Consider the following 19,762-nt stretch of genomic DNA (forward strand, 5'->3'; position numbering starts at 1 on the left):
GCTGCATTTCTTGCCCCAAAAGGACCAATCAAGGGGAAGCAGGCCACACCGTTTCTCATTTGGTTGGGGCTGAGCTATGATAGGCCGCTATTTTTTTGGCCTCCCGTCAATTTGAAGTCATAACGAGGTGTACCATTTTTTCCCAGATCGCAAACTTTTGCCGCAAAGTGCTCGGCAAGGAAGACGGCGAGCAGTCGGTGGAGTCCCCCATTCCGGCCCGTGTCGCCGGACAGCGCCGTACCTTGAGCCGTGACCAGCACCCGATTTCGCGCAAAGAGATCAGCGAGAATGCCCTCAAGGTGCTCTATCGCCTGAACAAGGGGGGCTATGAGGCCTACCTGGTCGGCGGCGGCGTCCGTGACCTGCTGCTCGGGAAGACCCCCAAGGATTTCGACATCGCCACCGACGCGACGCCGGAGCAGATCAAGGCGCTGTTCAGCAACTGCCGCCTCATCGGCCGCCGTTTCCGCCTGGCCCACATCGTCTTTGGTCGTGACGTGATCGAAGTGGCCACCTTCCGGGGTCACCACCATCAGGTCAATACCAGCAAGCATGTGTCGGCCCAGTCCGATGAAGGCATGCTGCTGCGGGACAACGTCTACGGCACCATCGAAGAGGATGCCGAGCGTCGCGACTTTACCGTCAACGCTCTCTACTACAGCGCCAAGGATTTCACCCTGCACGATTTCGAGGGTGGGCTGGAAGACCTGGCCGCGCGTAGACTGGAGCTCATCGGCGACCCCGAGACCCGCTACCGGGAAGATCCGGTGCGGATGCTGCGTGCCGTGCGCTTCGCCGCCAAGCTCGACATGACCATCAGCCCGCGCACCGCCGCGCCCATCCGGGAGCTCGCCCCGCTGCTGCAGGACATCCCGGCCGCCCGCCTGTTCGAGGAGACCCTCAAGCTGTTCCTGGCGGGGGACGGTCTGGCCACCTACAAGCTGCTGCGGGAATACGGGCTGTTCCAGCCGCTGTTCCCCCAGGTAGCCGCCCTGTTCACGCCCCACGGCAACTCGCCCTACGAGCAGTTCATCGAGCAGGCGCTGATGGACACCGATACCCGGGTCCGTGAAGAGAAGCGCGTCACCCCCGCCTTCCTCTACGCCACCCTGCTGTGGGGCGCCGTCGAGGCCCGCGGCCGCGTGCTGGAAAACGAGAGCGGTCTGCCCTGGTACGATGCCTTCATGCTGGCCATCAACGAGGTGCTGGACAACCAGGTGCGGATCATCGCCGTGCCGCGCCGCTTCACCACGGACGTGCGCGACATCTGGGCCCTGCAACAGCGCCTGACCCGCCGCCAGGGCAAGCACCCCGAGCGCGCCATGGAGCACCCGAAATTCCGTGCGGCCTTCGACTTCCTGTTGCTGCGCAACCGGGTCGAGCGCGGCCTCGGCGAGCTGGCGAGCTGGTGGGAGCGCTATGTGGCCTCCAACCCGGACGTGCGCCCGCAACTACAACGGGAGGCGACCCGCCGCCCGGCGAGCGGCGAGCGCGCCGACTCCCGCAGCGGTGATGGCGAGAAGCGCAGCGGCAATGGCCGCAACCGCCGTCGCCCCCGTCGCCGCAAGCCGAAGTCGGCAGAGTAAGGATCCGCCGATGATCGAGGTCTTCGTCGCCATCGGCTCCAACCTGGCCGACCCCCTCGGCCAGGCTCGTCGCGCCATCGCCGCGCTGGCGACCCTGCCCGAGTCAGAGCTGCTGCAGACCTCCCACCTTTACGGCAGCCGCCCCATGGGCCCTGCGGATCAGCCGGACTACGTCAATGCCGTGGCGCGCCTTGCCACTCGCCTCAGCCCTCTGGCGCTGCTGGACGAGCTGCAGCGCATCGAGCAGGCACAGGGGCGAGTGCGCAAGGATGAGCGCTGGGGCCCCCGGACCCTGGATCTCGATCTGCTGCTGTACGGCGACGAGGTCATCCGACATGAGCGCCTGACGGTGCCTCACTATGGCATGAAGGAGCGGGAGTTCGTCCTGCTGCCCCTTGCCGAGATAGCCCCCTCCCTGGTGCTGCCCTGCGGCACCCCGCTCACCGAACTGGTTGCCCGCTGCCCGCGCAATGGACTCGCGATCCTGGCCGGTGCAGCAGGCGAGTAGAGAAGAGTAGGAACAACGTAATGAGCAAGATCACCATTACCCACCTGCAGAAGATGAAGCAGGACGGACAGAAAATCACCGCCATCACCGCCTATGACGCCACCTTCGCCAAGCTGTTCGACGACGAGGGCGCCCAGGTGCTGCTCATCGGCGACTCCCTCGGCATGGTATTGCAGGGCGGAGACGACACCCTGGCGGTCAGCATGGACGAGATGGTCTATCACACCCGCTGCGTGGTGCGCGGTACCACCAATGCCCTGGTGGTGACCGACATGCCGTTCATGAGCTACGCCACCCCGGAGCAGACCTACCAGAACGCAGCGCGCCTGATGGCGGCCGGTGCCCGCATGGTGAAGATGGAAGGGGGGGACTGGCTGTGCGACTCCATCCGCCACCTGACACGTAACGGGGTGCCGGTGTGCGGCCATCTCGGCCTGACCCCGCAATCCGTCCACGTGTTTGGCGGCTTCAAGGTGCAGGGGCGTGACGAGTTCCACGCCCAGGAGATCTACCGCCAGGCGCTGGAGCTGCAAGCGGCCGGCATCCAGTTGCTGGTGCTCGAGTGCGTGCCCGTCTCTCTGGCAGAGCGCATCACCAAGGCGCTGCGCATTCCGGTGATCGGCATCGGTGCCGGCCCTGCCACCGACGGCCAGATCCTGGTGATGCACGATGCCTTCGGCATCACCTCCGGTTATGTGCCCAAGTTCACCAAGAACTTCCTGGCCGAGACCGGTGACATGCGTGCCGCCATTCGTCTCTATGTGAAGCAGGTGAGCGAGGGGACCTTCCCTGGCCCCGAGCACTGCTTCAACTGACTTTCTGTCGTCATGAGCGCGGGGGTCTGTGCCCCCGTCTCGCCCTCCCCCCTGACGACCCCCTCTTTTATTGATTCATCTGAAGGTGAACTGACGATGTTGGTTGTGAACAATCCCGCCGCGCTGCGCGAGCAGATCGGTCAATGGCATCGCGAAGGCCGCGCCATCGCATTCGTGCCCACCATGGGCAATCTGCATCAGGGTCATCTCACCCTGGTCGAGGAGGCCCGCCGCCATGGTGACAAGGTGGTGGTCAGCATCTTTGTGAACCCCTTGCAGTTCGACAAGGCCGAGGATCTCGCCAACTACCCCCGCACCCTGGAGCAGGATTGCGCCGCCCTGGAGGCCGCCGGTGTGGACCTGGTCTTCACCCCGACGCCGGAGATCATGTATCCCCAGGGGCTCGCCAGCCAGACCTTCGTCGAGGTGCCCGGCCTCTCCAGCCTGCTGGAAGGGGCGCTGCGTCCGGGGCATTTTCGCGGGGTCAGTACCGTGGTCACCAAGCTGTTCAATCTGGTACAGCCGAACGTGGCCTGCTTTGGCGAGAAGGATTACCAGCAGCTCGCGCTCATTCGCAAGATGGTGGCCGACATGGCCATGCCCATCGAGATCGTGGGCGTGCCGACCGTGCGGGCCGAAGACGGGCTGGCCCTCTCTTCGCGCAACGGCTATCTGACCGCTGCCGAACGGGCCATCGCCCCCGAGCTCGCGCGCACCATGAACTGGATTGCCGGGCAGATTGAAGCGGGGAACAGTCACCTCCCCTCCCTGGTTGCCCAGGCCAGCCAGCGCCTCGACAACGCGGGATTCAGGACAGATGCCATTGACATCGTCGATGCCGACACCCTGGAATCCGCAAGCGCCGAGAGCCAGCGCCTGGTGATCCTGATGGCCGCCTATCTGGGCAAGGCCCGCCTCATCGACAACCGGGTCGTCGCCCTGCGGGGTTGAGACACGGCAAGGAGACCACGATGTCCAAGAAGGTTTACTGCATCGCCCAGTTCCAGCCCAAGCCGGGCCAGGAGCAGGCCCTGTTCCGCGTCCTGCAAGGGCTCGAACCCGACACCCTGCGTGAAGATGGCTGCCTGCAGTACATCGTCACCCGCCATATCCAGAGCCCCTTTGCCGAGGGGGAGAGCTTCCCCATCGTCTTCAACGAGATCTGGCGCGACATGGCGAGCTTCGAGGCCCACTGCCAGCGCAGCGAAATCAAGGCCTTCTTCGAGCGCTACTGCCTCGCCGACGACGGCCTGGCCGCCAAGTGGAACGTCTGCGTCTACGGCGACGAGCCGACGGACTACGACGCGCCGGCCCTCTGAGGCGCAGCACCAGACAAATAGAAAAGGCGCCCGAGGGCGCCTTTTTGCTGGCCGGTTGCACCTCAGTGGCGCAGGCCCGTGCCGCGGGAGATGAGCCACCAGGCCAGCCCGTAGAGCACCAGGATGAAGCCGATGATGATGAGATAGGCGGTGCCGAGCGGCACGTCGGAGATACCGAGGAAGCCGTAGCGGAACGCGTTCACCATGTAGATGATGGGGTTCACCTGGGAGACCCCCTGCCAGAACGGCGGCAGCAGGGTGATGGAGTAGAAGACACCGCCCAGATAGGTCAGGGGGGTCAGGATGAAGGTCGGGATGATGCTGATGTCATCGAACGACTTCGCGAACACGGCGTTGATGAGCCCCCCCAGGGAGAACAGGATGGAGGTGAGCAGCACGGTCACACAGACGCTGAACAGGTGGTGGATCTGCAGCGGCACGAAGAACAGCGACACCAGGGTGACGATGAGGCCGACGCAGAGGCCGCGCGCCACGCCACCGCCCACGTAACCCGCGATGATGATGTAGTTGGGCACAGGCGCCACCAGCAGCTCCTCCACGTTGCGCTGGAACTTGGCGCTGTAGAAGGAGGAGGCGACGTTGGAGTAGGAGTTGGTGATGACCGACATCATGATGAGACCGGGCACAATGAACTCCATGTAGCTGAAGCCTCCCATGTCGCCGATGCGCGACCCGATGAGGTTGCCGAAGATGACGAAGTAGAGGCTCATGGTGATGGCCGGCGGCACCAGGGTCTGGATCCAGATCCGGGTGAAGCGGCTCACCTCCTTGGCCAGTATGCTCTTGAAGGCGATGTAATAGGTCATGGGGTTCATGCTTTGCGACCCTCCTCTACCAGATTGACGAACAGCTCTTCCAGCCGGTTCGCCTTGTTGCGCATGCTCAGCACCTTCACCCCCTGGGCGGAGAGCTGCTCGAACAGGCTGTTGAGGGACTGGCTCTTCTCCAGCTCCACCTCCAGGGTGTGCTCGTCCTGCATGCGGCCATTGAACTCGGGCAGGCTCGGCACCGCGGAGCCCGGCACCAGATCCAGCAGGAAGGTCTCCCGTCCCAGCTTGCCGAGCAGGCTCTTCATGCTGGTGTTCTCGATGAGGCGTCCCTTGTCGATGATGCCGATGTTGCGGCACAGCATCTCGGCCTCTTCCAGGTAGTGGGTGGTGAGGATGATGGTCACCCCCTGCTCGTTGAGATCCTTGAGGAAGCTCCACATGGAGCGACGGATCTCGATGTCCACCCCGGCGGTCGGCTCGTCCAGGATCAGCAGCTTGGGCTCGTGCATCAGGGCGCGGGCGATCATCAGCCGGCGCTTCATGCCGCCGGAGAGGGTGCGGGCCGCCATGTCGCGCTTGTCCCAGAGATCGAGCTGGCGCAGGTACTTCTCGGCGCGCACCTTGGCCTCGGCCCTGGGCACGCCATAGAAGCCGGCCTGGTGAGTCACTATCTGGCTCACCTTCTCGAACATGCTGAAGTTGAACTCCTGGGGCACCAGGCCGAGCTGGGACTTGGCCAGCTCCAGATCGGTGTCGATGTCGTGACCGAACACCTTCACCTTGCCGGCACTCTTATTCACCAGGGAGCTGATCACGCCGATGGTGGTGGACTTGCCGGCCCCGTTCGGCCCGAGCAGGGCGAAGAAATCCCCCTGCTTGACGGTGAGATCTATGCCCTTGAGAGCTTCGACGCCCCCCTGATAGGTCTTCTTCAGACCGCTGATTTCCAATGCGTTCATTGCAACCCCTGTGATGGATGAGCCCATCTCGAGACAGAAAAGGCGGCTCGAGCGCCGCCTGAAGAGAGTCGATGGCAGGCGGCCAGCCTTGCCAGTGGCGAGCCCTGCTTACTCTTGCGCAACGACCTTGCCGATGAACGGCAGATTACGGTACTTCTGGGCGTAGTCGATGCCGCAGCCCACCACGAACTCGTCGGGAATGGAGAAGCCAAGCCAGTCGACCGGCACCTGCACCTCGCGACGGGACGGCTTGTCCAGCAGGGTGCAGATGGCCAGGGATTTGGGCTCGCGCAGGGAGAGGATCTCGCGCACCTTGTTGAGGGTGTAGCCGGTGTCGATGATGTCCTCGACGATCACCACGTCCTTGCCCTTGATGTCGTCATCCAGGTCTTTCAGGATGCGCACGTCCCGGGTGCTGTGCATGCCGGAGCCATAGCTGGAGGCGGTCATGAAGTCCAGGGTGATGGGCAACTGGCACTGGCGGCAGAGGTCCGCCAGGAAGACGCAGGAGCCGCGCAAGAGGCCAATCATGACCACCTCATCGGACCCCTGGTAACGGGCGGTGATCTCCTCGCCCAGTTTGGCGATCCGGGCGGCGACCTCGGCCTCGGGGATCATCACCTCGACAATGTGTTTCATCACATACTCCAATAATGGCCAAAGGGTTATTGGCCGTTCATTAACATCAAAACCGAGGATTCTACCACCGCAACCGGAAGGCGTCAGGCATACGTGATGCTTTTATCGGCTTATTTTAATTGATAGAGTTAGCGAGCCTTCGGGCATTATCGGTGACAATACTATAAACACCATAATCAATAACTATTAGATGAAAAAACCATGGAACCACGCGCAGAAATAAGACGTCGAACCCGGCTGTCGCCGGAGGCTCGTCGTGATCAATTGATGGAGTGTGCCGTCGAGGTCTTCTCCCGCCGCGGTATCGGCCGGGCGGGGCATGCCGAGATTGCCGAGCAGGCCAAGGTCTCCGTCGCCACCGTCTTCAACTACTTCAATACCCGTGACGATCTGGTCGACGAGGTGCTGACAGAGATAGAAGCCTACGTGCAGCAGATCCTCGAGCAGGCATACAACGGTCAGGGATCCGCCAGGGAGTGCATCCACCGCCATGTGAAGCAGGCGGTCGATGCGGCCTATGACAAGCCGGATCATGCCAGCATCTGGCTGGAGTGGAGCTCCTCGGTGCGGGAAGAGGTGTGGCCCCGCTACACCCGTCTGCTGGACAAGATGATGGCGCTGATCACCCCCCGCTTGCAAGCCGCCATGGACAACGGCGAGATCAAGAGTGTGCTGTCGGCGCAGGATCTGGCCCGCTCCCTGACCGGGTTTGGCTACGTCATGATGCAGATGATCAATCAGCCTCAGCGCCCCTCCCGGGAAGAGGTGACCGATTTCCTGTTCAAGTACGTGACGGCCCCCATCCAGGCCGCCTAGGCTGCCTAACCCATAAAAAAGCGGCGCCNGGACCCTGAGTCCGGCGCCGCTTTTGTTTGCCCGCCCGTCACACCCTCAGGGCTTGGCGTAGCCCCAGCGTTGGGTCAGCGCCTGCTCGATGCCGAGGTGGTCGAGGATCCGCGCCACCATGAAGTCCACCAGATCCTCAATGCTTTTCGGCTCGTGATAGAAGCCGGGGGCGGCGGGCATGATGGTCACCCCGAGGCGCGCCAGCTTCAGCATGTTCTCCAGGTGGATCGCCGAGAAGGGGCTCTCGCGGGGCACCAGGATGAGCTGGCCGCGCTCCTTGATCACCACGTCCGCCGCCCGCTCCAGCAGGTTGTCGGAGGCGCCGCTGGCGATCGCCGACACGGTGCCCATGGAGCAGGGACAGATCACCATCTGCCTGGGGGCCGCCGAGCCGGAGGCCACCGGCGAGAACCACTCCTCCTTGCCGCAGGCGACGATCTGCCCCTCTCTGGCGCCATACTGGTGGCAGAGGTAGGCGGAGAGCTCCTTGGGCGAGCCCGGCCACTCCTGCTGCTGCTCCGTCTTGAGCACCACCCGGGCGGCCGAGGAGGCGAGCAGATAGACCTTGTAGTCCGCCTGCACCAGACACTGGAGCAGACGCAGGGCATAGGGGGCGCCGGAGGCGCCGGTCAGCGCCAGGGTTATCGCTTTGTTCATGATGAGGCGTGTCGATCCTTGAGGCGGGCGATCAGCTTGTCATGGATGCCGCCGAAGCCGCCGTTGCTCATGATCAGAATATGATCCCCCGCGCGGCTCTCGGCCACCAGGGCACCGATCAACGCATCCAGATCGTCGAACACCCGGGCCGGGCGGCTCATATGGGCGGTCACCTCGCCGAGATCCCAGCCGATGTTGGAAGGCTGGAAGAAGAGCACCTCGTCGGCGCCGCCGAAGCAACCCGCCAGCTCCTCCTTGTGGACCCCCAGCTTCATGGTGTTGGAGCGGGGCTCCAGCACCGCCAGGATGCGTGACCCGCCGACCTTGGCGCGCAGGCCGCCGAGGGTGGTCTCGATGGCGGTGGGGTGGTGGGCAAAGTCGTCATAGACGCTGATGCCGGCCACTTCGCCCTTGAGCTCCATGCGCCGCTTGGGGGACTTGAACTGGCAGAGCGCCGCAATGCCGTGCTCCGCCATGACGCCGGCATGGCGGGCGGCGGCGATGGCCATCAGGCCGTTGTTGACGTTGTGCTCGCCGATGCACTCCCAGTGCACCTCCCCCTGCTTCTCACCATCCAGCCACACCTCGAAGGCGGAGCCGTCGTCCGCCAGCTTGACCGCCTTCCACTGGGCGTCGTCCTGGCCCATCAGCTCCACCTCGCTCCAGCAGCCCATCTTGCGCACGGCGGTGAGGTTGTCGTCGACCTGGGGGAAGAGCACCCGGCCATTGCTCGGCACGGTGCGCATCAGGTGGTGGAACTGGCGCTGGATGGCGGCGAGATCCGGGAAGATGTCCGCGTGATCGAACTCCAGGTTGTTCATCACCAGGGTGCGCGGGTGGTAGTGGACGAACTTGGAGCGTTTGTCGAAGAAGGCGCAGTCATACTCGTCCGCCTCGATGACGAAGAAGGGGGCGGCACCAAGACGGGCTGAGACCGGGAAGTTGCCGGGCACGCCGCCGATGAGGAAACCGGGTTCCAGCCTGGCGTACTCCAGCACCCAGGCCAGCATGCTGGCGGTGGTGGTCTTGCCGTGGGTGCCCGCGACGGCCAGCACCCAGCGATCCTTCAGCACGTGCTCCAGCAGCCACTGGGGGCCGGAGATATAGGGCAGGTTGCGATCCAGCACATATTCCACGCAGGGGTTGCCGCGGCTCATGGCATTGCCGATCACCACCAGATCCGGCGCCGGATCGAGCTGGGAGGGATCGTAACCTTCGGTCAGTTCGATGCCCTGCTGCTCGAGCTGGGTGCTCATGGGGGGATAGACGTTGGCGTCGGAGCCGGTGACCCTGTAGCCGAGCTGTTTTGCCAACACCGCCAGACCACCCATGAAGGTGCCGCAGATCCCGAGAATGTGAATGTGCATACCACTGCCTTTTCCAGTAAAGGGAGTGCGCATTCTAGGATCTGTTGACCTGATGGCACAAGCCGCCACCAGGGCGAGCGGGAGACGGAGCGCCACAAAACGACAGAAATCGGGCGAGACCGGGGGCACACCTCCCTCCACCAGCCTGTCCGACCCTCGAAATATGGCCATTTGACGGGACATCGCTATAATGTCGGCCTGCAAACTTGACTCCAACACTCAAAGGAAACGTCATGAGCCTGAACCTGGTACCGGCCGGCAAGAGCCTGCCTGACGACATCTACGTCATCATCGAAATCCCGCAGAATGCCGACCCGATCAAATACGAAGTCGACAAGGACAGCGGCGCCATCTTCGTTGACCGTTTCATGTCCACCCCGATGTTCTACCCGTGCAACTACGGTTACGTGAACGCCACCCTGTCCCTGGACGGGGATCCGGTCGACGTGCTGGTTCCGACTCCCTACCCGCTGCTGGCAGGCTCCGTCATTCGCTGCCGCCCGGTCGGCGTGCTGAAGATGACCGACGAATCTGGCGAAGACGCCAAGATCGTGGCCGTGCCGCACTCCAAGCTGACCAAGCAGTACGACCACATCCAGGATGTGAACGATCTGCCCGAGCTGCTGAAAGCCCAGATCCAGCACTTCTTCGAGCGCTACAAAGAGCTGGAAGCGGGCAAGTGGGTCAAGGTGGAAGGTTGGGGCGACAAGGCCGCAGCCGAAGCCGAGATCAAGACCTCTGCCGAGCGTTACGCTGCCAAGTAAGCGACCTCTCGCAAAAAAGGCGCCTTATGGCGCCTTTTTATTTGCCCCTGGCCGAGGACCCGGTGGATCCCCCTGGATATAGATGTCGCGCCCGTTCTGGCGATAGGGGCGATAGTAGTCGTCACCACAGCGGTACTCCCCGCCCGCGCCCCCCACCAGATCGCAGTTGACCGGCAACACCTCCAGCCACTTGATGGCCTGCTGGAAGCGCAACCACTCCTGCCATTCGTGCTCCCGCGCCAGCCGATCCCGCAGGGCGAAGGTGTCCGCGCTGGACATGCCCTGATTGACGATGACGGGCCCCGCCAGCGCCGATGACGCCCCCGCTATCAACACAAGCCATGAAACAAGCTTCATGATCATTTTCCACATGACTTATTTCCCAAATTAAATTTAAAGCCAAATCAGCCTATTACCAATATCCCCACCACCAGACCAATCCAAAAGCCGGTCACTCACCTAGTTGTTTATTATCGACCCCAGGCAGGAGGCACACCATGAAACCGGCACAAGGCGTGCTCTGGAGCCTGCTTTTCGGCGCCGTGGCCCAGGCCAACGAGATCAACCTGAGCTGGCAGTGGCAATCCGCCGACGGCCAGCGCAAGCACCTGCAACTGACCACGGATGAGCGCGTCCTCTCCGCCAGCCGCCATGAGATGACGCTGCTCGATACCGCCCTCAACTACCCGCTGGAGACGCTCTACTCCTACATCAGCCCGCGTCTCTACAACAGCATCAACCAGATCAACCAGCACAGCCCAGAGACGGCGACCAAGTTCCGCAACCTGGAGCAGGCCTTTACCCTGCACGACAGCAGCCTCGAATCCACCCAGTTCTGGCAGGCCTACCGGCAATACCAGGAGGATGCCTTCTATGAGATGCGGGTCCAGCCCTGCATCCACCCGGCCAACCATAAGCTGCCCTGCGTACGCCCCAACTACTCCCAGCTGTTCTATCAGTTCAAGGGGGACCTCAAGCCCCTGGCCCGGCAGTTCTCGGCCAAGGATCTCGCCACCAGCGTCACCCTGCTGCAGGAGTGGCTGAGCGGCATTCCCACCCCGCCCGAACAGATGGACCACTTCGCCCCGCCCTTGCAGGCCCTGCAGGACAACAAGGCCGACAGCGACGAGAAGGCGCTGCTGATGGCAAGCCTCCTGGCCGAGCTGGCCCCCCAGTACAGCCTCAGCATCATCTATCCCAACATCAGCATCGGCAGCGTCTCGCCAGCCTGGCTCGCCATCACGGCCGACAGCGGCCTCAAGGGCGATACCCTGCTGATCGGCAACCAGCGCCATGTGCTGCTCACGGGTTCTCCCCTGCTGGCCCAGCAGATGACCATGGCCCAGATCCCCCTGATCAGCGAGCCCCTCTATTAAGCCTCCCTTTAAAACCGTTGCAACCATTTGATTTTGATGGGAGGCATGCCATCCTTGCCGCCGTCTTTCGGGGGGAGGATGTCCTCTTCGGCAAGATCGCCGACGCCCCCCGGCATTATTTAACACTTTTTAAACAGATCCGATCAGTTTAGGATGTTCAGGGTCCCATTCCCTCGCACCCAAAATCGTTATAACATCACAAAGGAGTGTCATACGGATGAAACATCTCGTGCTTACTCTGGCGCTGCTGCCAACCCTGGTCATGGCCCACAACATCAAGGAGTCGGCCCAGGTGCCGCTGGTCAACATCGGCGACAAGGGTGAGCTGGTGCTCAAGGAGAAAGAGATCAGCTATCAACCCTGGCAGAGCAAGTTGTTGACCGGCAAGGTCTTCCTGATCCAGCACATCGCGGGTCGCTCCAGCGCCAAGGAGCTGAACGCCCCCATGATCGAGGCGATCAAGGCGGCCAAGCTGCCCCACGACAAGTACCAGACCGTCACCATCATCAACAGCAATGACGCCATCTGGGGCACGTCCGGCTTCGTGAAGAGCAGCGCAGAGGACAGCAAGAAAGAGTTCCCCTGGTCCGCCATGGTGCTGGATGCCAAGGGCATGGCCCGCAATGCCTGGGATCTTGCGCCGGAAAGTTCGGCCATCATACTGCTGGATAAAGAGGGCAAGGTGCTGTTTGCCAAAGATGGCCAGCTCGATGCCACCGAGATAACCAAGGTGATGGGGCTTATCCAGTCCCATCTCTGAGTCAGAGAAAAGGGCGCTGATGGCGCCCTTTCCACAAGGGTCTATGGGTCGTTCCACGTTCACAATCTGGGTCTTGCTGCTGGGCTGGTTGTGGCTGCAACCTGCGCTGGCACAGCATCCGCTCGAAGCCGACCTGCCGGATCATAGCCATGCCTGCCCCGCTTGCGTGCTCCATCTGGATGGCAAGCTGGCCCTCACCGCCACCCCCTTTGTCCCGAGCGCCTCCCCCTTCATCGTTCTGGCCGTCGGCCTCTCCCTGCCGACCGTGCCCTCCAGGATCCTGGGCCATAGCCGCATCAGAGCCCCGCCATCACTGCATTGCTTCTTCATGTGAATCAATATCTTATCCATTACTTCAAAAGGATTGACGATGAAAGCAGTGACTCTGTTGCTGGCCGCGGCCGCCTTCGGCGCGCAGGCCAATCACGACGAACACGACCATCAGGGCCACGGTGCCCACGAGCACGGCCACGGCCACCTCAATCTGGTGCTCGACGGCAACCAGCTGATGATCGAGTTGCAGGCCCCCGCCGCCGACCTGGTGGGTTTCGAACACGCAGCCAGGAGCGACGAGGAGAAGGCCCGCTATGCCGAGGCCATGACCCTGCTCAAGCAGCCCGACACCCTGTTTCGCCTCGACCCGGCCGCCGGCTGCAAGCTGACCCGGCAGGAGCTGCAGGCAGCCAAAGAAGATCACGACCATGAGCATGAGCACGATCACGACAAGGCTGCCGACAATCACGATGAATACCATCCGGAAGAGGCGGGCCATGCGGACCTGGGCGCCATGTACACCTACACCTGCACAGATCCGGCCAAGCTGACCGGCCTGGAGGCGACCCTGTTCGGCGTCTATCCGAGCCTGGAGAAGCTGAGCGTGCAGGGCATACTGCCCAGCGGCCAGACCGCCGCCGAGCTGACCCCGTCCGCCAACAAGCTGAGCTGGTAACGCCATGAAAAACGCCGTGGTTGAGATCCGCGATCTGGCCTTCGCCTGGCCGGGTCACGAGGTCGTCCTCGATCTGCCCGCCCTTCGCATCCACGAGGGGGAGCGCGTCTTCATCAAGGGCCCGTCTGGCTGTGGCAAGTCCACCCTGCTCGGGTTGCTGGCCGGGATCCAGACCGCCGACCACGGCACCCTGGAGGTGCTGGGCCAGCCCCTGGCCCGGCTTTCCGGTCGCGCCCGTGACCAGTTCCGTGCGGCCAATCTGGGGTACATCTTCCAGCAGTTCAATCTGCTGCCGTTTCTCTCGGTGCAGGACAACGTCACCGCCGCCCTCACCTTTTCACCCGCCAAGCGGGCCCGCCTGACAGGGAGCCCGGAGCAGGAGGCGCGCCGCCTGCTGGCAGAGCTGCAACTGCCGGACGAGGCGCTGCATCGCCCCGTCCACGCCCTCAGCATCGGCCAGCAGCAGCGGGTCGCCGCCGCCCGCGCGCTCATCGGCTCGCCTCCCCTGGTGATCGCCGACGAGCCCACCTCGGCCCTCGACACCGACAACAGAGCCGCCTTCATCCGGCTGCTGTTCGAGGAGTGCGACAAGCAGGGGTCGACCCTGATCTTCGTGAGCCACGATCCCTATCTGGAGCCCCTCTTCCCCCGGGTGGAAAACCTGCAACAACTCAACCGGAGGGCCGCATGATGACAACGCATCCATCCGTCTTTCGCCTGGCCATGCCGCTGCGCCATGGCGGCCCGTCACCGCGGAGGCTCCCATGCTGACCCTCGCCCTCAAGAGCCTCTGGGCCCGCCGCCTCACCGCCGGGCTCACCCTGCTGGCGGTGGCCATCAGCGTCACCCTGCTGCTCGGGGTGGAGCGGGTGCGCAGCCAGGCGCGCGACAGCTTCGCCAACACCGTCTCCGGCACCGATCTCATCGTCGGCGCCCGCTCCGGCCAGGTGAACCTGCTGCTCTACTCGGTGTTTCGCATCGGCAACCCCACCAACAACGTGGGCTGGGATGCCTATCAGGCCATCAAGGCAAAGCCGGGCGTGGACTGGACCATCCCCCTCTCCCTCGGCGACTCCCACAAGGGCTTCCGGGTGCTCGGCACCAACGGCGATTACTTCACCCACCTGAAGTACGGCCAGCAGCAGTCCCTGCAACTGCGCGAGGGGCGGGCGTTCGAGACGCCGTTCGAGGCGGTGCTCGGCGCCCAGGTGGCCGAAAAGCTCGGCTACAAGCTGGATCAACCCATCGTCATCGCCCACGGCGCCGGCAACACCTCGTTCAGCCAGCACGATAACCTGCCGTTCAAGGTAGTGGGGATCCTGGCTCCCACCGGCACCCCCATCGATCGCACCATCCATGTGCCGCTGGCGGGCATAGAGGCGATCCACCTGGGCTGGGACACCGGTCGTCACAGCAAGAACGTCACCGCCGAGCAGGCGCTGGCGCAGGATCTCACCCCCAAGACCATCACCGCCTTCATGGTGGGGCTGAGCAACCGCATTCTGGCGTTCCAGCTGCAGCGCAGCGTCAACACCTACCGGGGCGAGCCCCTGATGGCCATCCTGCCGGGGGCCGCCTTGCAGGAGCTGTGGAGCCTGATGAGCGTGGCGGAGACGGCCCTGTCTGTCATCGCCGGCTTCGTGGTGGTGGCGGGCCTCATCGGCATGCTGACCACATTGCTGGCGGGGCTCAACGAGCGGCGCCGCGAGCTCGCCATATTGAGATCCCTGGGCGCGGGGCCGACCCACCTCTTCCTGCTGCTGGCGCTGGAGGCCATGGCGCTGACCACCCTCGGCATCGCCCTCGGGGTGGCCGTGCTCTATCTCGGTCAGGGGCTTGCCACCCCCTGGCTGCTCGGCCACTATGGCCTGCAACTGAACCTGGGGCTGCCGAGCGCCCATGAGTGGCTGTTGCTGGGGCTGGTCTGGCTGGCGGGCATGATCATCGGCCTGCTCCCCGCCGCCCGAGCCTACCGCTACAGCCTGAGCGACGGCATGAGCATCCGCGTCTGACTCTGGACGCACCCGACAAAAGAAAGAAGGACAGAAAATGAAGTGGAACATAGTGGCGCTGCTGGCCAGCCTGCTGGTGCTGCCCGCCATGGCGGCCGATTACAAGACCATCGACTGGGACATCCTCATCCCCGAAGGGGAGAAGCTGCTGCCGCCGCCCCAGGTCAATCACGAGGATCCCATGTCGGTGCCGCAACCGGTGGGGGGCGTCAACAAGAAGCTGGACAATCAGGACGTACGGATCCCCGGGTTCGTGGTCCCGCTGGAAGGAGATGCCAAGACCATCAAAGCCTTCCTGCTGGTGCCCTACTTCGGCGCCTGCATCCACGTGCCGCCGCCGCCCACCAACCAGGTGATCTACGTGAGCTACCCCAAGGGCGCGCCGGTGGATGACCTCTGGGACGCCATCTGGGTCAAGGGCAAGATGCGCACCGCCAGCTCAAGCCACGAGATGGCCACCGCCTCCTACTCCATGGAGGCGGTCGAGGTTAGCGTCTACGAAGAGTGACCCCTATGGCCTCCCCCGGGAGGCCATTTCTTTATGCCGTGACGGCCCCGCCAAGGGGATTGTTCATGGGCCCGGTTGGAGTAACATTCACTACCAGACCCTGCCATCACGGAGCCAGCATGGCTGACCTGCCCCCCAAGAAAGAGAGTTCCATCCTGAGCAGCCAGGAGCAGACCCTGCGCCTGGCCCGCAGCCGCGGCATCGATGGCATGCTCACCCGCAACAGCGACAGCACCTTCGAGCAGCGGGCGACCTTCCGCCAGCTGGCGGAGCAGGCGGCCCGCCAGCGCAACCTGGAATCCATCATGGTGATGGCCTCCCGCCACTGCCAGGAGACGGCCGCCGGCGGCGAGATGGACAGCGACTGGCTCACCCGCTTCCTGCAACTGGCCGAAGAGATCAGCATGTTGCCCATGCAGCAGTTGTGGGGACGGATCTTCGCCCTGGAGGTGGCGACCCCGGGTCGCTTCTCCATCCGGGCCCTCACCACCCTCAAGGAGATGACCCAGCGGGAAGCCCAGCTGTTCCAGCGGATCTGCGCCCTCTGCTGCCACTACGAAGGCAGCGACGAGCAGCGCCTGCTGCTCGGCATGCACAAGGGCGCCGGCCTGCTCAGCCGCGCCAGGGTCACCCGCATGGGGCTCGGCAAATACCGGATCCCCTACAGCGCCTTGCTCTTGCTGTTCGACCTCGGTCTGCTGCACCGCGGCGAGCTGGAGTCCGGCCCCCTGCCCGCCGACGGGGTCGAGCTCGCCTTCGGCAACCAGCGCTGGCGCCTGCGCCAGCGCCAGAGCCACCTCACCCTGCTCTATTACCGGCTCACCCCCATCGGCAACGAGCTCGCCCTGTTGCTGGAGGAGCCGCCGCTGGAGGAGTACCTGCAGGACCTGAAGACCCTGCTCTCTACCCACCTGCAGATTGAGACCCAGATCCAGGCCCCCGTCAGCGAACCGGATCTCCCCGCCTGATCCCGGCGGGTGCCCCGGCCCCGCCTTGCCAAATTGCGAAACCCGTCACGCCCTTGCCAAAACGGCTCCCAAAAAGCGAATCGATTCAGCAGACGAAGACGCCGGGCCGGGTCGTTTTCGTCAATCTCCGGATTTTGAGCAAATAAGATTCATTTTGAACGCAATTTAAGCGTTTCCTGGCACTCTGGTGCACGGCTTGCAATGGGACTACCAGTCCCAAATTGTCGGGACTCATCATCCCTCCACAGCCGGAAGCCGCCATGAGAGTCAATCAACCCGTTACCCAGCGTGAGCGCCTCTACCCGGAGCATCAGAACCTGATCTCCACCACGGATCTGGAGAGTCGCATCACCTATGCCAACGACGAGTTCTGCCAGATCGCCGGCTTCACCCTGGCGGAGCTGCAGGGATCGCCGCACAACCTGGTCCGCCACCCCGACATGCCGCCCCAGGCCTTCGCCGATATGTGGCGTCATCTCCGTGAAGGCAAGAGCTGGATGGGCACGGTCAAGAACCGCTGCAAGAACGGGGATCACTACTGGGTCAACGCCTTCGTCACCCCCATCCAGGACGCGAGCGGCAAAGTGGTGGAGTACCAGTCCGTGCGCACAGCGCCGGACGACGCGGTCAAGCAGCGGGCGGAGCGGGTCTATGAGGAGGTGCGCGGCGGCAAGACACCGCTGGCCCTGCGCCTGCCCCCCTTCTCCCACACGCTCGCGCTCACTCTCTGCCTGCTGCCCTGCCTGGCGGCCCTGGTTGCCCTGGGCTATCAGCAGGGCCCTGGCTGGCCCCTTCTGCTCGGCGCCCTCTCCCTGATGCTGGCGCTCGTCATCAACCAGGCCCTCTCCCGCCGTCTCGCGCGGCTCGAGGCCCTGGCCCGCAGCCGCTTCGACAATCCGCTGATGCAGCTGCTCTACACGGGCCGGGTCGATCGCCTCGCCGCCGTCGAGCTCGCCATGAAGATGAACCAGGCGGAGTTCAATGCGGTGCTGGCCCGCACCCAGCAGACCTGCCAGCAGATCCTGACATCCGCCCAGACGGATCTGCACAACGCCGAGAGCATCACCGACAACCTGCAGCAGCAACAGGCCCAGACCAACCAGGTGGCGACCGCCATCACCCAGATGGCGGAATCCATCCGCGAGGTCTCCCACAGCTCCACCGCCGCCTCCGATCGGCTGGACGAGACCGCCGACCTGTTCAGGGAGGGCAATCTGCGCGTGCAGGAGACCATCGAAGAGGTGGAAGGGATGCACGGCGAGCTGATCACCTCCAAGGGAGTGATCACCACGCTCGCCACCCAGTGCCGGGCCATCGACGGCATCCTGGACGTCATCAACAACATCGCCAACCAGACCAACCTGCTGGCCCTCAACGCCGCCATCGAGGCGGCCCGTGCCGGCGAGGCGGGTCGCGGCTTCTCCGTGGTGGCGGACGAGATCCGCACCCTGGCCATCAAGACCCAGACCTCCACCGGCGAGATCCAGAAGATGATAAGCCTCTTGCAGGCCAGTGCCGGGGATGCGGAGCAGGCCATGGCGCAAGGGGAGCGGCTCTCCGCCAGCTGCCGCCTCAAAGCCGCCGCCACCGGCGACGTGCTGCAACAGATCAGCGATCGCCTGCTGCAGGTGGCCGCCGGCAGCAACCAGATCGCCCAGGCGGTGCAGGAGCAATCCCAGGTCACCGCCGACATCGACCGCAGCGTGCTCAGCATCAAGACCCTGGCGGACGACTCCAGCCTGGGCAGCCGCCACGCCGTGCAGGGCATAGTCCAGCTGGTGCGCCAACTCGGCGAACTGGAGCGACTGGTACGCCAGTTCCAGCAGCATCCCGCCACCCGGCCAACCAGCACCGCCCTGACCAGCGGCCAGCCCCTGCTGGCCCGCTAAGCCTCAACGGCGCAAACCAGACCCAAAGACCGTGCGCTAATACAAAAAAGCATGGGCCCGTCTCTCACGAGACGGGCCCATCGACATTATGAGGTCCCTAGATCAGGCCCCGACCCGCAATGCATCGAGCGGCCCATCCACCCGTGCCACCACCGGCTTGACCTTGCCACTCTCACCATGGCAGCTGAGCAGCACCTCACTCAACAGGGTGAATCCTCGATTTCACTACCCTGCTCTGATGCGCGGCCAATGCTGAGACACCCATCACCACCGACTTATTAATAAATTTGTTGATCTTGCCCAGAAAACACCCCTCTCCCGCTTCTCTCCCCAGCCCCGTTCGGTAACACTGCCATTTGGTAAATGTCTCGTTGGAGTCACCCATGAGCCAGACCAGAGCCACGCCGCAGGGATAGCGCAGCAAACTGGAGGCTGAAATTCAGGGGCGGTAGCGTGGTTTTTGCAGGTTGGTGCAGTGCGTAGCGCAGGTCGATATACGAGATCAATCTAATGCTGGGAACCTAATGAACCCCTCCACATTTTTATACAAGATTACCCATGATTAGCAGTCAGTTACCACGAACTATACTGATCTTACGTACAGTTATCGAGGTGCGAGATCATGGCCAAAAGCAAAATCCAATTCCAGAAAGGCTACAGCCTGTTTGAGTTTCTCAAGGACTATGGCACTGAGGCTCAGTGCGAAAACGCGCTGTTCACTTGGCGTTTTCCTAACGGCTTTGTCTGCCCTGAATGTGCCAACAAGACCTGTTGTCGCCTGAGAAGGCGGCCACGTGTGTGGCAATGCAATCACTGCCGTCACCAGATGTCATTGACTGGAAACACGATTTTCGCAAACACCAAGCTCCCACTGACCAAGTGGTTTCTGGCAATGCACCTGTTGTCACAAACCAAAACAGGCTTGTCAGCGATGGAGCTAAAGCGCCAGTTGGGCGTCAAATATGACACCGCCTGGATGCTCAAGCACAAGCTGCTGCAAGCCATGAAAGAGTCCGATGACAAGCAGCCCATCAGCGGCATCATTCAGC

At 63.2% G+C, this 19,762-nt stretch carries 22 protein-coding genes and 1 pseudogene; 17 read left to right on the forward strand and 6 right to left on the reverse strand.

The features are described 5' to 3' along the window. Positions 1-95: 95 nt before the first annotated feature. The 5 genes from pcnB to AB5Y72_RS11120 all read left to right on the forward strand — a co-directional run bounded on the left by pcnB (position 96) and on the right by AB5Y72_RS11120 (position 4,228). Positions 96-1,586 carry a polynucleotide adenylyltransferase PcnB gene (pcnB, locus tag AB5Y72_RS11100; protein ID WP_029314802.1) on the forward strand — a complete coding sequence of 497 codons (1,491 nt, stop codon included), beginning with the start codon at positions 96-98 and terminating at the stop codon, positions 1,584-1,586. Positions 1,587-1,596: 10 nt separating this feature from the next. After that, positions 1,597-2,094, forward strand: coding sequence for a 2-amino-4-hydroxy-6-hydroxymethyldihydropteridine diphosphokinase (gene folK / locus AB5Y72_RS11105; RefSeq protein ID WP_039040848.1), 498 nt, complete (start codon positions 1,597-1,599; stop codon positions 2,092-2,094). Between the two features lie 20 nt (positions 2,095-2,114). Beyond that, positions 2,115-2,909 carry a 3-methyl-2-oxobutanoate hydroxymethyltransferase gene (panB, locus tag AB5Y72_RS11110; protein ID WP_103858011.1) on the forward strand — a complete coding sequence of 265 codons (795 nt, stop codon included), beginning with the start codon at positions 2,115-2,117 and terminating at the stop codon, positions 2,907-2,909. A gap of 96 nt (positions 2,910-3,005) precedes the next feature. Next, the gene (gene panC / locus AB5Y72_RS11115; RefSeq protein ID WP_221436560.1) at positions 3,006-3,860 is read left to right on the forward strand and encodes a pantoate--beta-alanine ligase; all 855 of its coding nucleotides are present in this window, start codon (positions 3,006-3,008) and stop codon (positions 3,858-3,860) included. Between the two features lie 20 nt (positions 3,861-3,880). Next, positions 3,881-4,228, forward strand: a complete 348-nt coding sequence (locus AB5Y72_RS11120; protein WP_325782920.1) for a putative quinol monooxygenase — start codon at positions 3,881-3,883, stop codon at positions 4,226-4,228. Between the two features lie 62 nt (positions 4,229-4,290). Here the strand turns inward: AB5Y72_RS11120 and AB5Y72_RS11125 are convergent, their stop codons facing one another. The 3 genes from AB5Y72_RS11125 to hpt all read right to left on the reverse strand — a co-directional run bounded on the left by AB5Y72_RS11125 (position 4,291) and on the right by hpt (position 6,617). Continuing rightward, positions 4,291-5,064, reverse strand: coding sequence for an ABC transporter permease (locus AB5Y72_RS11125; RefSeq protein ID WP_042077808.1), 774 nt, complete (start codon positions 5,062-5,064; stop codon positions 4,291-4,293). After that, on the reverse strand, positions 5,061-5,978 hold the full coding sequence (locus AB5Y72_RS11130; RefSeq protein WP_042077811.1) for an ABC transporter ATP-binding protein: 918 nt from the start codon (positions 5,976-5,978) through the stop codon (positions 5,061-5,063). Before AB5Y72_RS11130 ends, AB5Y72_RS11125 begins: the two co-directional genes overlap by 4 nt. 108 nt (positions 5,979-6,086) lie before the next feature. Next, entirely contained in the window at positions 6,087-6,617 is a 531-nt protein-coding gene (hpt, locus tag AB5Y72_RS11135) for a hypoxanthine phosphoribosyltransferase (RefSeq protein ID WP_042077812.1), read from the reverse strand. Between the two features lie 201 nt (positions 6,618-6,818). On the opposite strand from hpt, the gene AB5Y72_RS11140 reads away from it, so the two are divergent. Beyond that, complete coding sequence (locus tag AB5Y72_RS11140; RefSeq protein ID WP_042077813.1) at positions 6,819-7,433, forward strand: TetR/AcrR family transcriptional regulator; 615 nt, start codon at positions 6,819-6,821, stop codon at positions 7,431-7,433. 75 nt (positions 7,434-7,508) lie between these two features. Here the strand turns inward: AB5Y72_RS11140 and AB5Y72_RS11145 are convergent, their stop codons facing one another. Together AB5Y72_RS11145 and mpl are read right to left on the reverse strand one after the other, a co-directional pair. Then, positions 7,509-8,120: a flavin prenyltransferase UbiX gene (locus tag AB5Y72_RS11145; protein ID WP_325782919.1), complete on the reverse strand. Its 612-nt coding sequence runs from the start codon at positions 8,118-8,120 to the stop codon at positions 7,509-7,511. Further along, a complete protein-coding gene (mpl, locus tag AB5Y72_RS11150) occupies positions 8,117-9,487 on the reverse strand; it encodes a UDP-N-acetylmuramate:L-alanyl-gamma-D-glutamyl-meso-diaminopimelate ligase (protein ID WP_325782918.1) in 1,371 nt (456 codons plus the stop codon). The genes AB5Y72_RS11145 and mpl overlap by 4 nt, the downstream gene beginning before the upstream one ends. 233 nt (positions 9,488-9,720) lie before the next feature. Between mpl and ppa the strand changes: the two genes are divergently transcribed. Further along, complete coding sequence (gene ppa, locus AB5Y72_RS11155; protein ID WP_005335667.1) at positions 9,721-10,251, forward strand: inorganic diphosphatase; 531 nt, start codon at positions 9,721-9,723, stop codon at positions 10,249-10,251. Between the two features lie 24 nt (positions 10,252-10,275). Here ppa and AB5Y72_RS11160 read toward each other — a convergent pair whose 3' ends face one another. After that, on the reverse strand, positions 10,276-10,623 hold the full coding sequence (locus AB5Y72_RS11160; protein WP_209428970.1) for a hypothetical protein: 348 nt from the start codon (positions 10,621-10,623) through the stop codon (positions 10,276-10,278). A gap of 125 nt (positions 10,624-10,748) precedes the next feature. On the opposite strand from AB5Y72_RS11160, the gene AB5Y72_RS11165 reads away from it, so the two are divergent. From AB5Y72_RS11165 to AB5Y72_RS11210, 10 genes and pseudogenes are all read left to right on the forward strand, one after another. Continuing rightward, positions 10,749-11,627, forward strand: coding sequence for a hypothetical protein (locus AB5Y72_RS11165; protein ID WP_325782917.1), 879 nt, complete (start codon positions 10,749-10,751; stop codon positions 11,625-11,627). 217 nt (positions 11,628-11,844) lie between these two features. Continuing rightward, positions 11,845-12,387, forward strand: a complete 543-nt coding sequence (locus tag AB5Y72_RS11170) for a YtfJ family protein (RefSeq protein WP_325782916.1) — start codon at positions 11,845-11,847, stop codon at positions 12,385-12,387. A 43-nt stretch (positions 12,388-12,430) separates the two neighbouring features. Then, entirely contained in the window at positions 12,431-12,721 is a 291-nt protein-coding gene (locus tag AB5Y72_RS11175; RefSeq protein WP_325782915.1) for a hypothetical protein, read from the forward strand. A gap of 36 nt (positions 12,722-12,757) precedes the next feature. Continuing rightward, positions 12,758-13,336: a DUF2796 domain-containing protein gene (locus AB5Y72_RS11180; protein ID WP_325782914.1), complete on the forward strand. Its 579-nt coding sequence runs from the start codon at positions 12,758-12,760 to the stop codon at positions 13,334-13,336. A 4-nt stretch (positions 13,337-13,340) separates the two neighbouring features. Next, on the forward strand, positions 13,341-14,027 hold the full coding sequence (locus AB5Y72_RS11185; protein ID WP_042077820.1) for an ABC transporter ATP-binding protein: 687 nt from the start codon (positions 13,341-13,343) through the stop codon (positions 14,025-14,027). Positions 14,028-14,100: 73 nt separating this feature from the next. Next, the gene (locus tag AB5Y72_RS11190) at positions 14,101-15,348 is read left to right on the forward strand and encodes an ABC transporter permease (protein ID WP_325782913.1); all 1,248 of its coding nucleotides are present in this window, start codon (positions 14,101-14,103) and stop codon (positions 15,346-15,348) included. 37 nt (positions 15,349-15,385) lie between these two features. Further along, the gene (locus tag AB5Y72_RS11195; RefSeq protein WP_325782912.1) at positions 15,386-15,856 is read left to right on the forward strand and encodes a DUF3299 domain-containing protein; all 471 of its coding nucleotides are present in this window, start codon (positions 15,386-15,388) and stop codon (positions 15,854-15,856) included. Positions 15,857-15,975: 119 nt separating this feature from the next. Beyond that, the gene (locus tag AB5Y72_RS11200; protein WP_325782911.1) at positions 15,976-16,824 is read left to right on the forward strand and encodes a TIGR03899 family protein; all 849 of its coding nucleotides are present in this window, start codon (positions 15,976-15,978) and stop codon (positions 16,822-16,824) included. A gap of 260 nt (positions 16,825-17,084) precedes the next feature. Next, positions 17,085-18,713 carry a PAS domain-containing methyl-accepting chemotaxis protein gene (locus tag AB5Y72_RS11205; protein WP_325782910.1) on the forward strand — a complete coding sequence of 543 codons (1,629 nt, stop codon included), beginning with the start codon at positions 17,085-17,087 and terminating at the stop codon, positions 18,711-18,713. Between the two features lie 622 nt (positions 18,714-19,335). Then, positions 19,336-19,762: pseudogene (locus AB5Y72_RS11210) on the forward strand (IS1595-like element ISKpn3 family transposase); the annotation flags it as partial.

Origin of the sequence: Aeromonas sp. R7-4 (assembly GCF_040908055.1) — a bacterium.
Taxonomy (GTDB): domain Bacteria; phylum Pseudomonadota; class Gammaproteobacteria; order Enterobacterales; family Aeromonadaceae; genus Aeromonas; species Aeromonas sanarellii.

Excerpts from the sequence above, each read along its gene's own strand:
- folK (WP_039040848.1), top strand. The coding sequence starts at position 1,597 with ATGATCGAGGTCTTCGTCGCCATCGGCTCCAACCTGGCCGACCCCCTC.
- panB (WP_103858011.1), top strand. The coding sequence starts at position 2,115 with ATGAGCAAGATCACCATTACCCACCTGCAGAAGATGAAGCAGGACGGA.
- panC (WP_221436560.1), top strand. The coding sequence starts at position 3,006 with ATGTTGGTTGTGAACAATCCCGCCGCGCTGCGCGAGCAGATCGGTCAA.
- AB5Y72_RS11120 (WP_325782920.1), top strand. The coding sequence starts at position 3,881 with ATGTCCAAGAAGGTTTACTGCATCGCCCAGTTCCAGCCCAAGCCGGGC.
- AB5Y72_RS11125 (WP_042077808.1), bottom strand. The coding sequence starts at position 5,064 with ATGAACCCCATGACCTATTACATCGCCTTCAAGAGCATACTGGCCAAG.
- AB5Y72_RS11130 (WP_042077811.1), bottom strand. The coding sequence starts at position 5,978 with ATGAACGCATTGGAAATCAGCGGTCTGAAGAAGACCTATCAGGGGGGC.
- hpt (WP_042077812.1), bottom strand. The coding sequence starts at position 6,617 with ATGAAACACATTGTCGAGGTGATGATCCCCGAGGCCGAGGTCGCCGCC.
- AB5Y72_RS11140 (WP_042077813.1), top strand. The coding sequence starts at position 6,819 with ATGGAACCACGCGCAGAAATAAGACGTCGAACCCGGCTGTCGCCGGAG.
- AB5Y72_RS11145 (WP_325782919.1), bottom strand. The coding sequence starts at position 8,120 with ATGAACAAAGCGATAACCCTGGCGCTGACCGGCGCCTCCGGCGCCCCC.
- mpl (WP_325782918.1), bottom strand. The coding sequence starts at position 9,487 with ATGCACATTCACATTCTCGGGATCTGCGGCACCTTCATGGGTGGTCTG.
- ppa (WP_005335667.1), top strand. The coding sequence starts at position 9,721 with ATGAGCCTGAACCTGGTACCGGCCGGCAAGAGCCTGCCTGACGACATC.
- AB5Y72_RS11160 (WP_209428970.1), bottom strand. The coding sequence starts at position 10,623 with ATGTGGAAAATGATCATGAAGCTTGTTTCATGGCTTGTGTTGATAGCG.
- AB5Y72_RS11165 (WP_325782917.1), top strand. The coding sequence starts at position 10,749 with ATGAAACCGGCACAAGGCGTGCTCTGGAGCCTGCTTTTCGGCGCCGTG.
- AB5Y72_RS11170 (WP_325782916.1), top strand. The coding sequence starts at position 11,845 with ATGAAACATCTCGTGCTTACTCTGGCGCTGCTGCCAACCCTGGTCATG.
- AB5Y72_RS11175 (WP_325782915.1), top strand. The coding sequence starts at position 12,431 with ATGGGTCGTTCCACGTTCACAATCTGGGTCTTGCTGCTGGGCTGGTTG.
- AB5Y72_RS11180 (WP_325782914.1), top strand. The coding sequence starts at position 12,758 with ATGAAAGCAGTGACTCTGTTGCTGGCCGCGGCCGCCTTCGGCGCGCAG.
- AB5Y72_RS11185 (WP_042077820.1), top strand. The coding sequence starts at position 13,341 with ATGAAAAACGCCGTGGTTGAGATCCGCGATCTGGCCTTCGCCTGGCCG.
- AB5Y72_RS11190 (WP_325782913.1), top strand. The coding sequence starts at position 14,101 with ATGCTGACCCTCGCCCTCAAGAGCCTCTGGGCCCGCCGCCTCACCGCC.
- AB5Y72_RS11195 (WP_325782912.1), top strand. The coding sequence starts at position 15,386 with ATGAAGTGGAACATAGTGGCGCTGCTGGCCAGCCTGCTGGTGCTGCCC.
- AB5Y72_RS11200 (WP_325782911.1), top strand. The coding sequence starts at position 15,976 with ATGGCTGACCTGCCCCCCAAGAAAGAGAGTTCCATCCTGAGCAGCCAG.
- AB5Y72_RS11205 (WP_325782910.1), top strand. The coding sequence starts at position 17,085 with ATGAGAGTCAATCAACCCGTTACCCAGCGTGAGCGCCTCTACCCGGAG.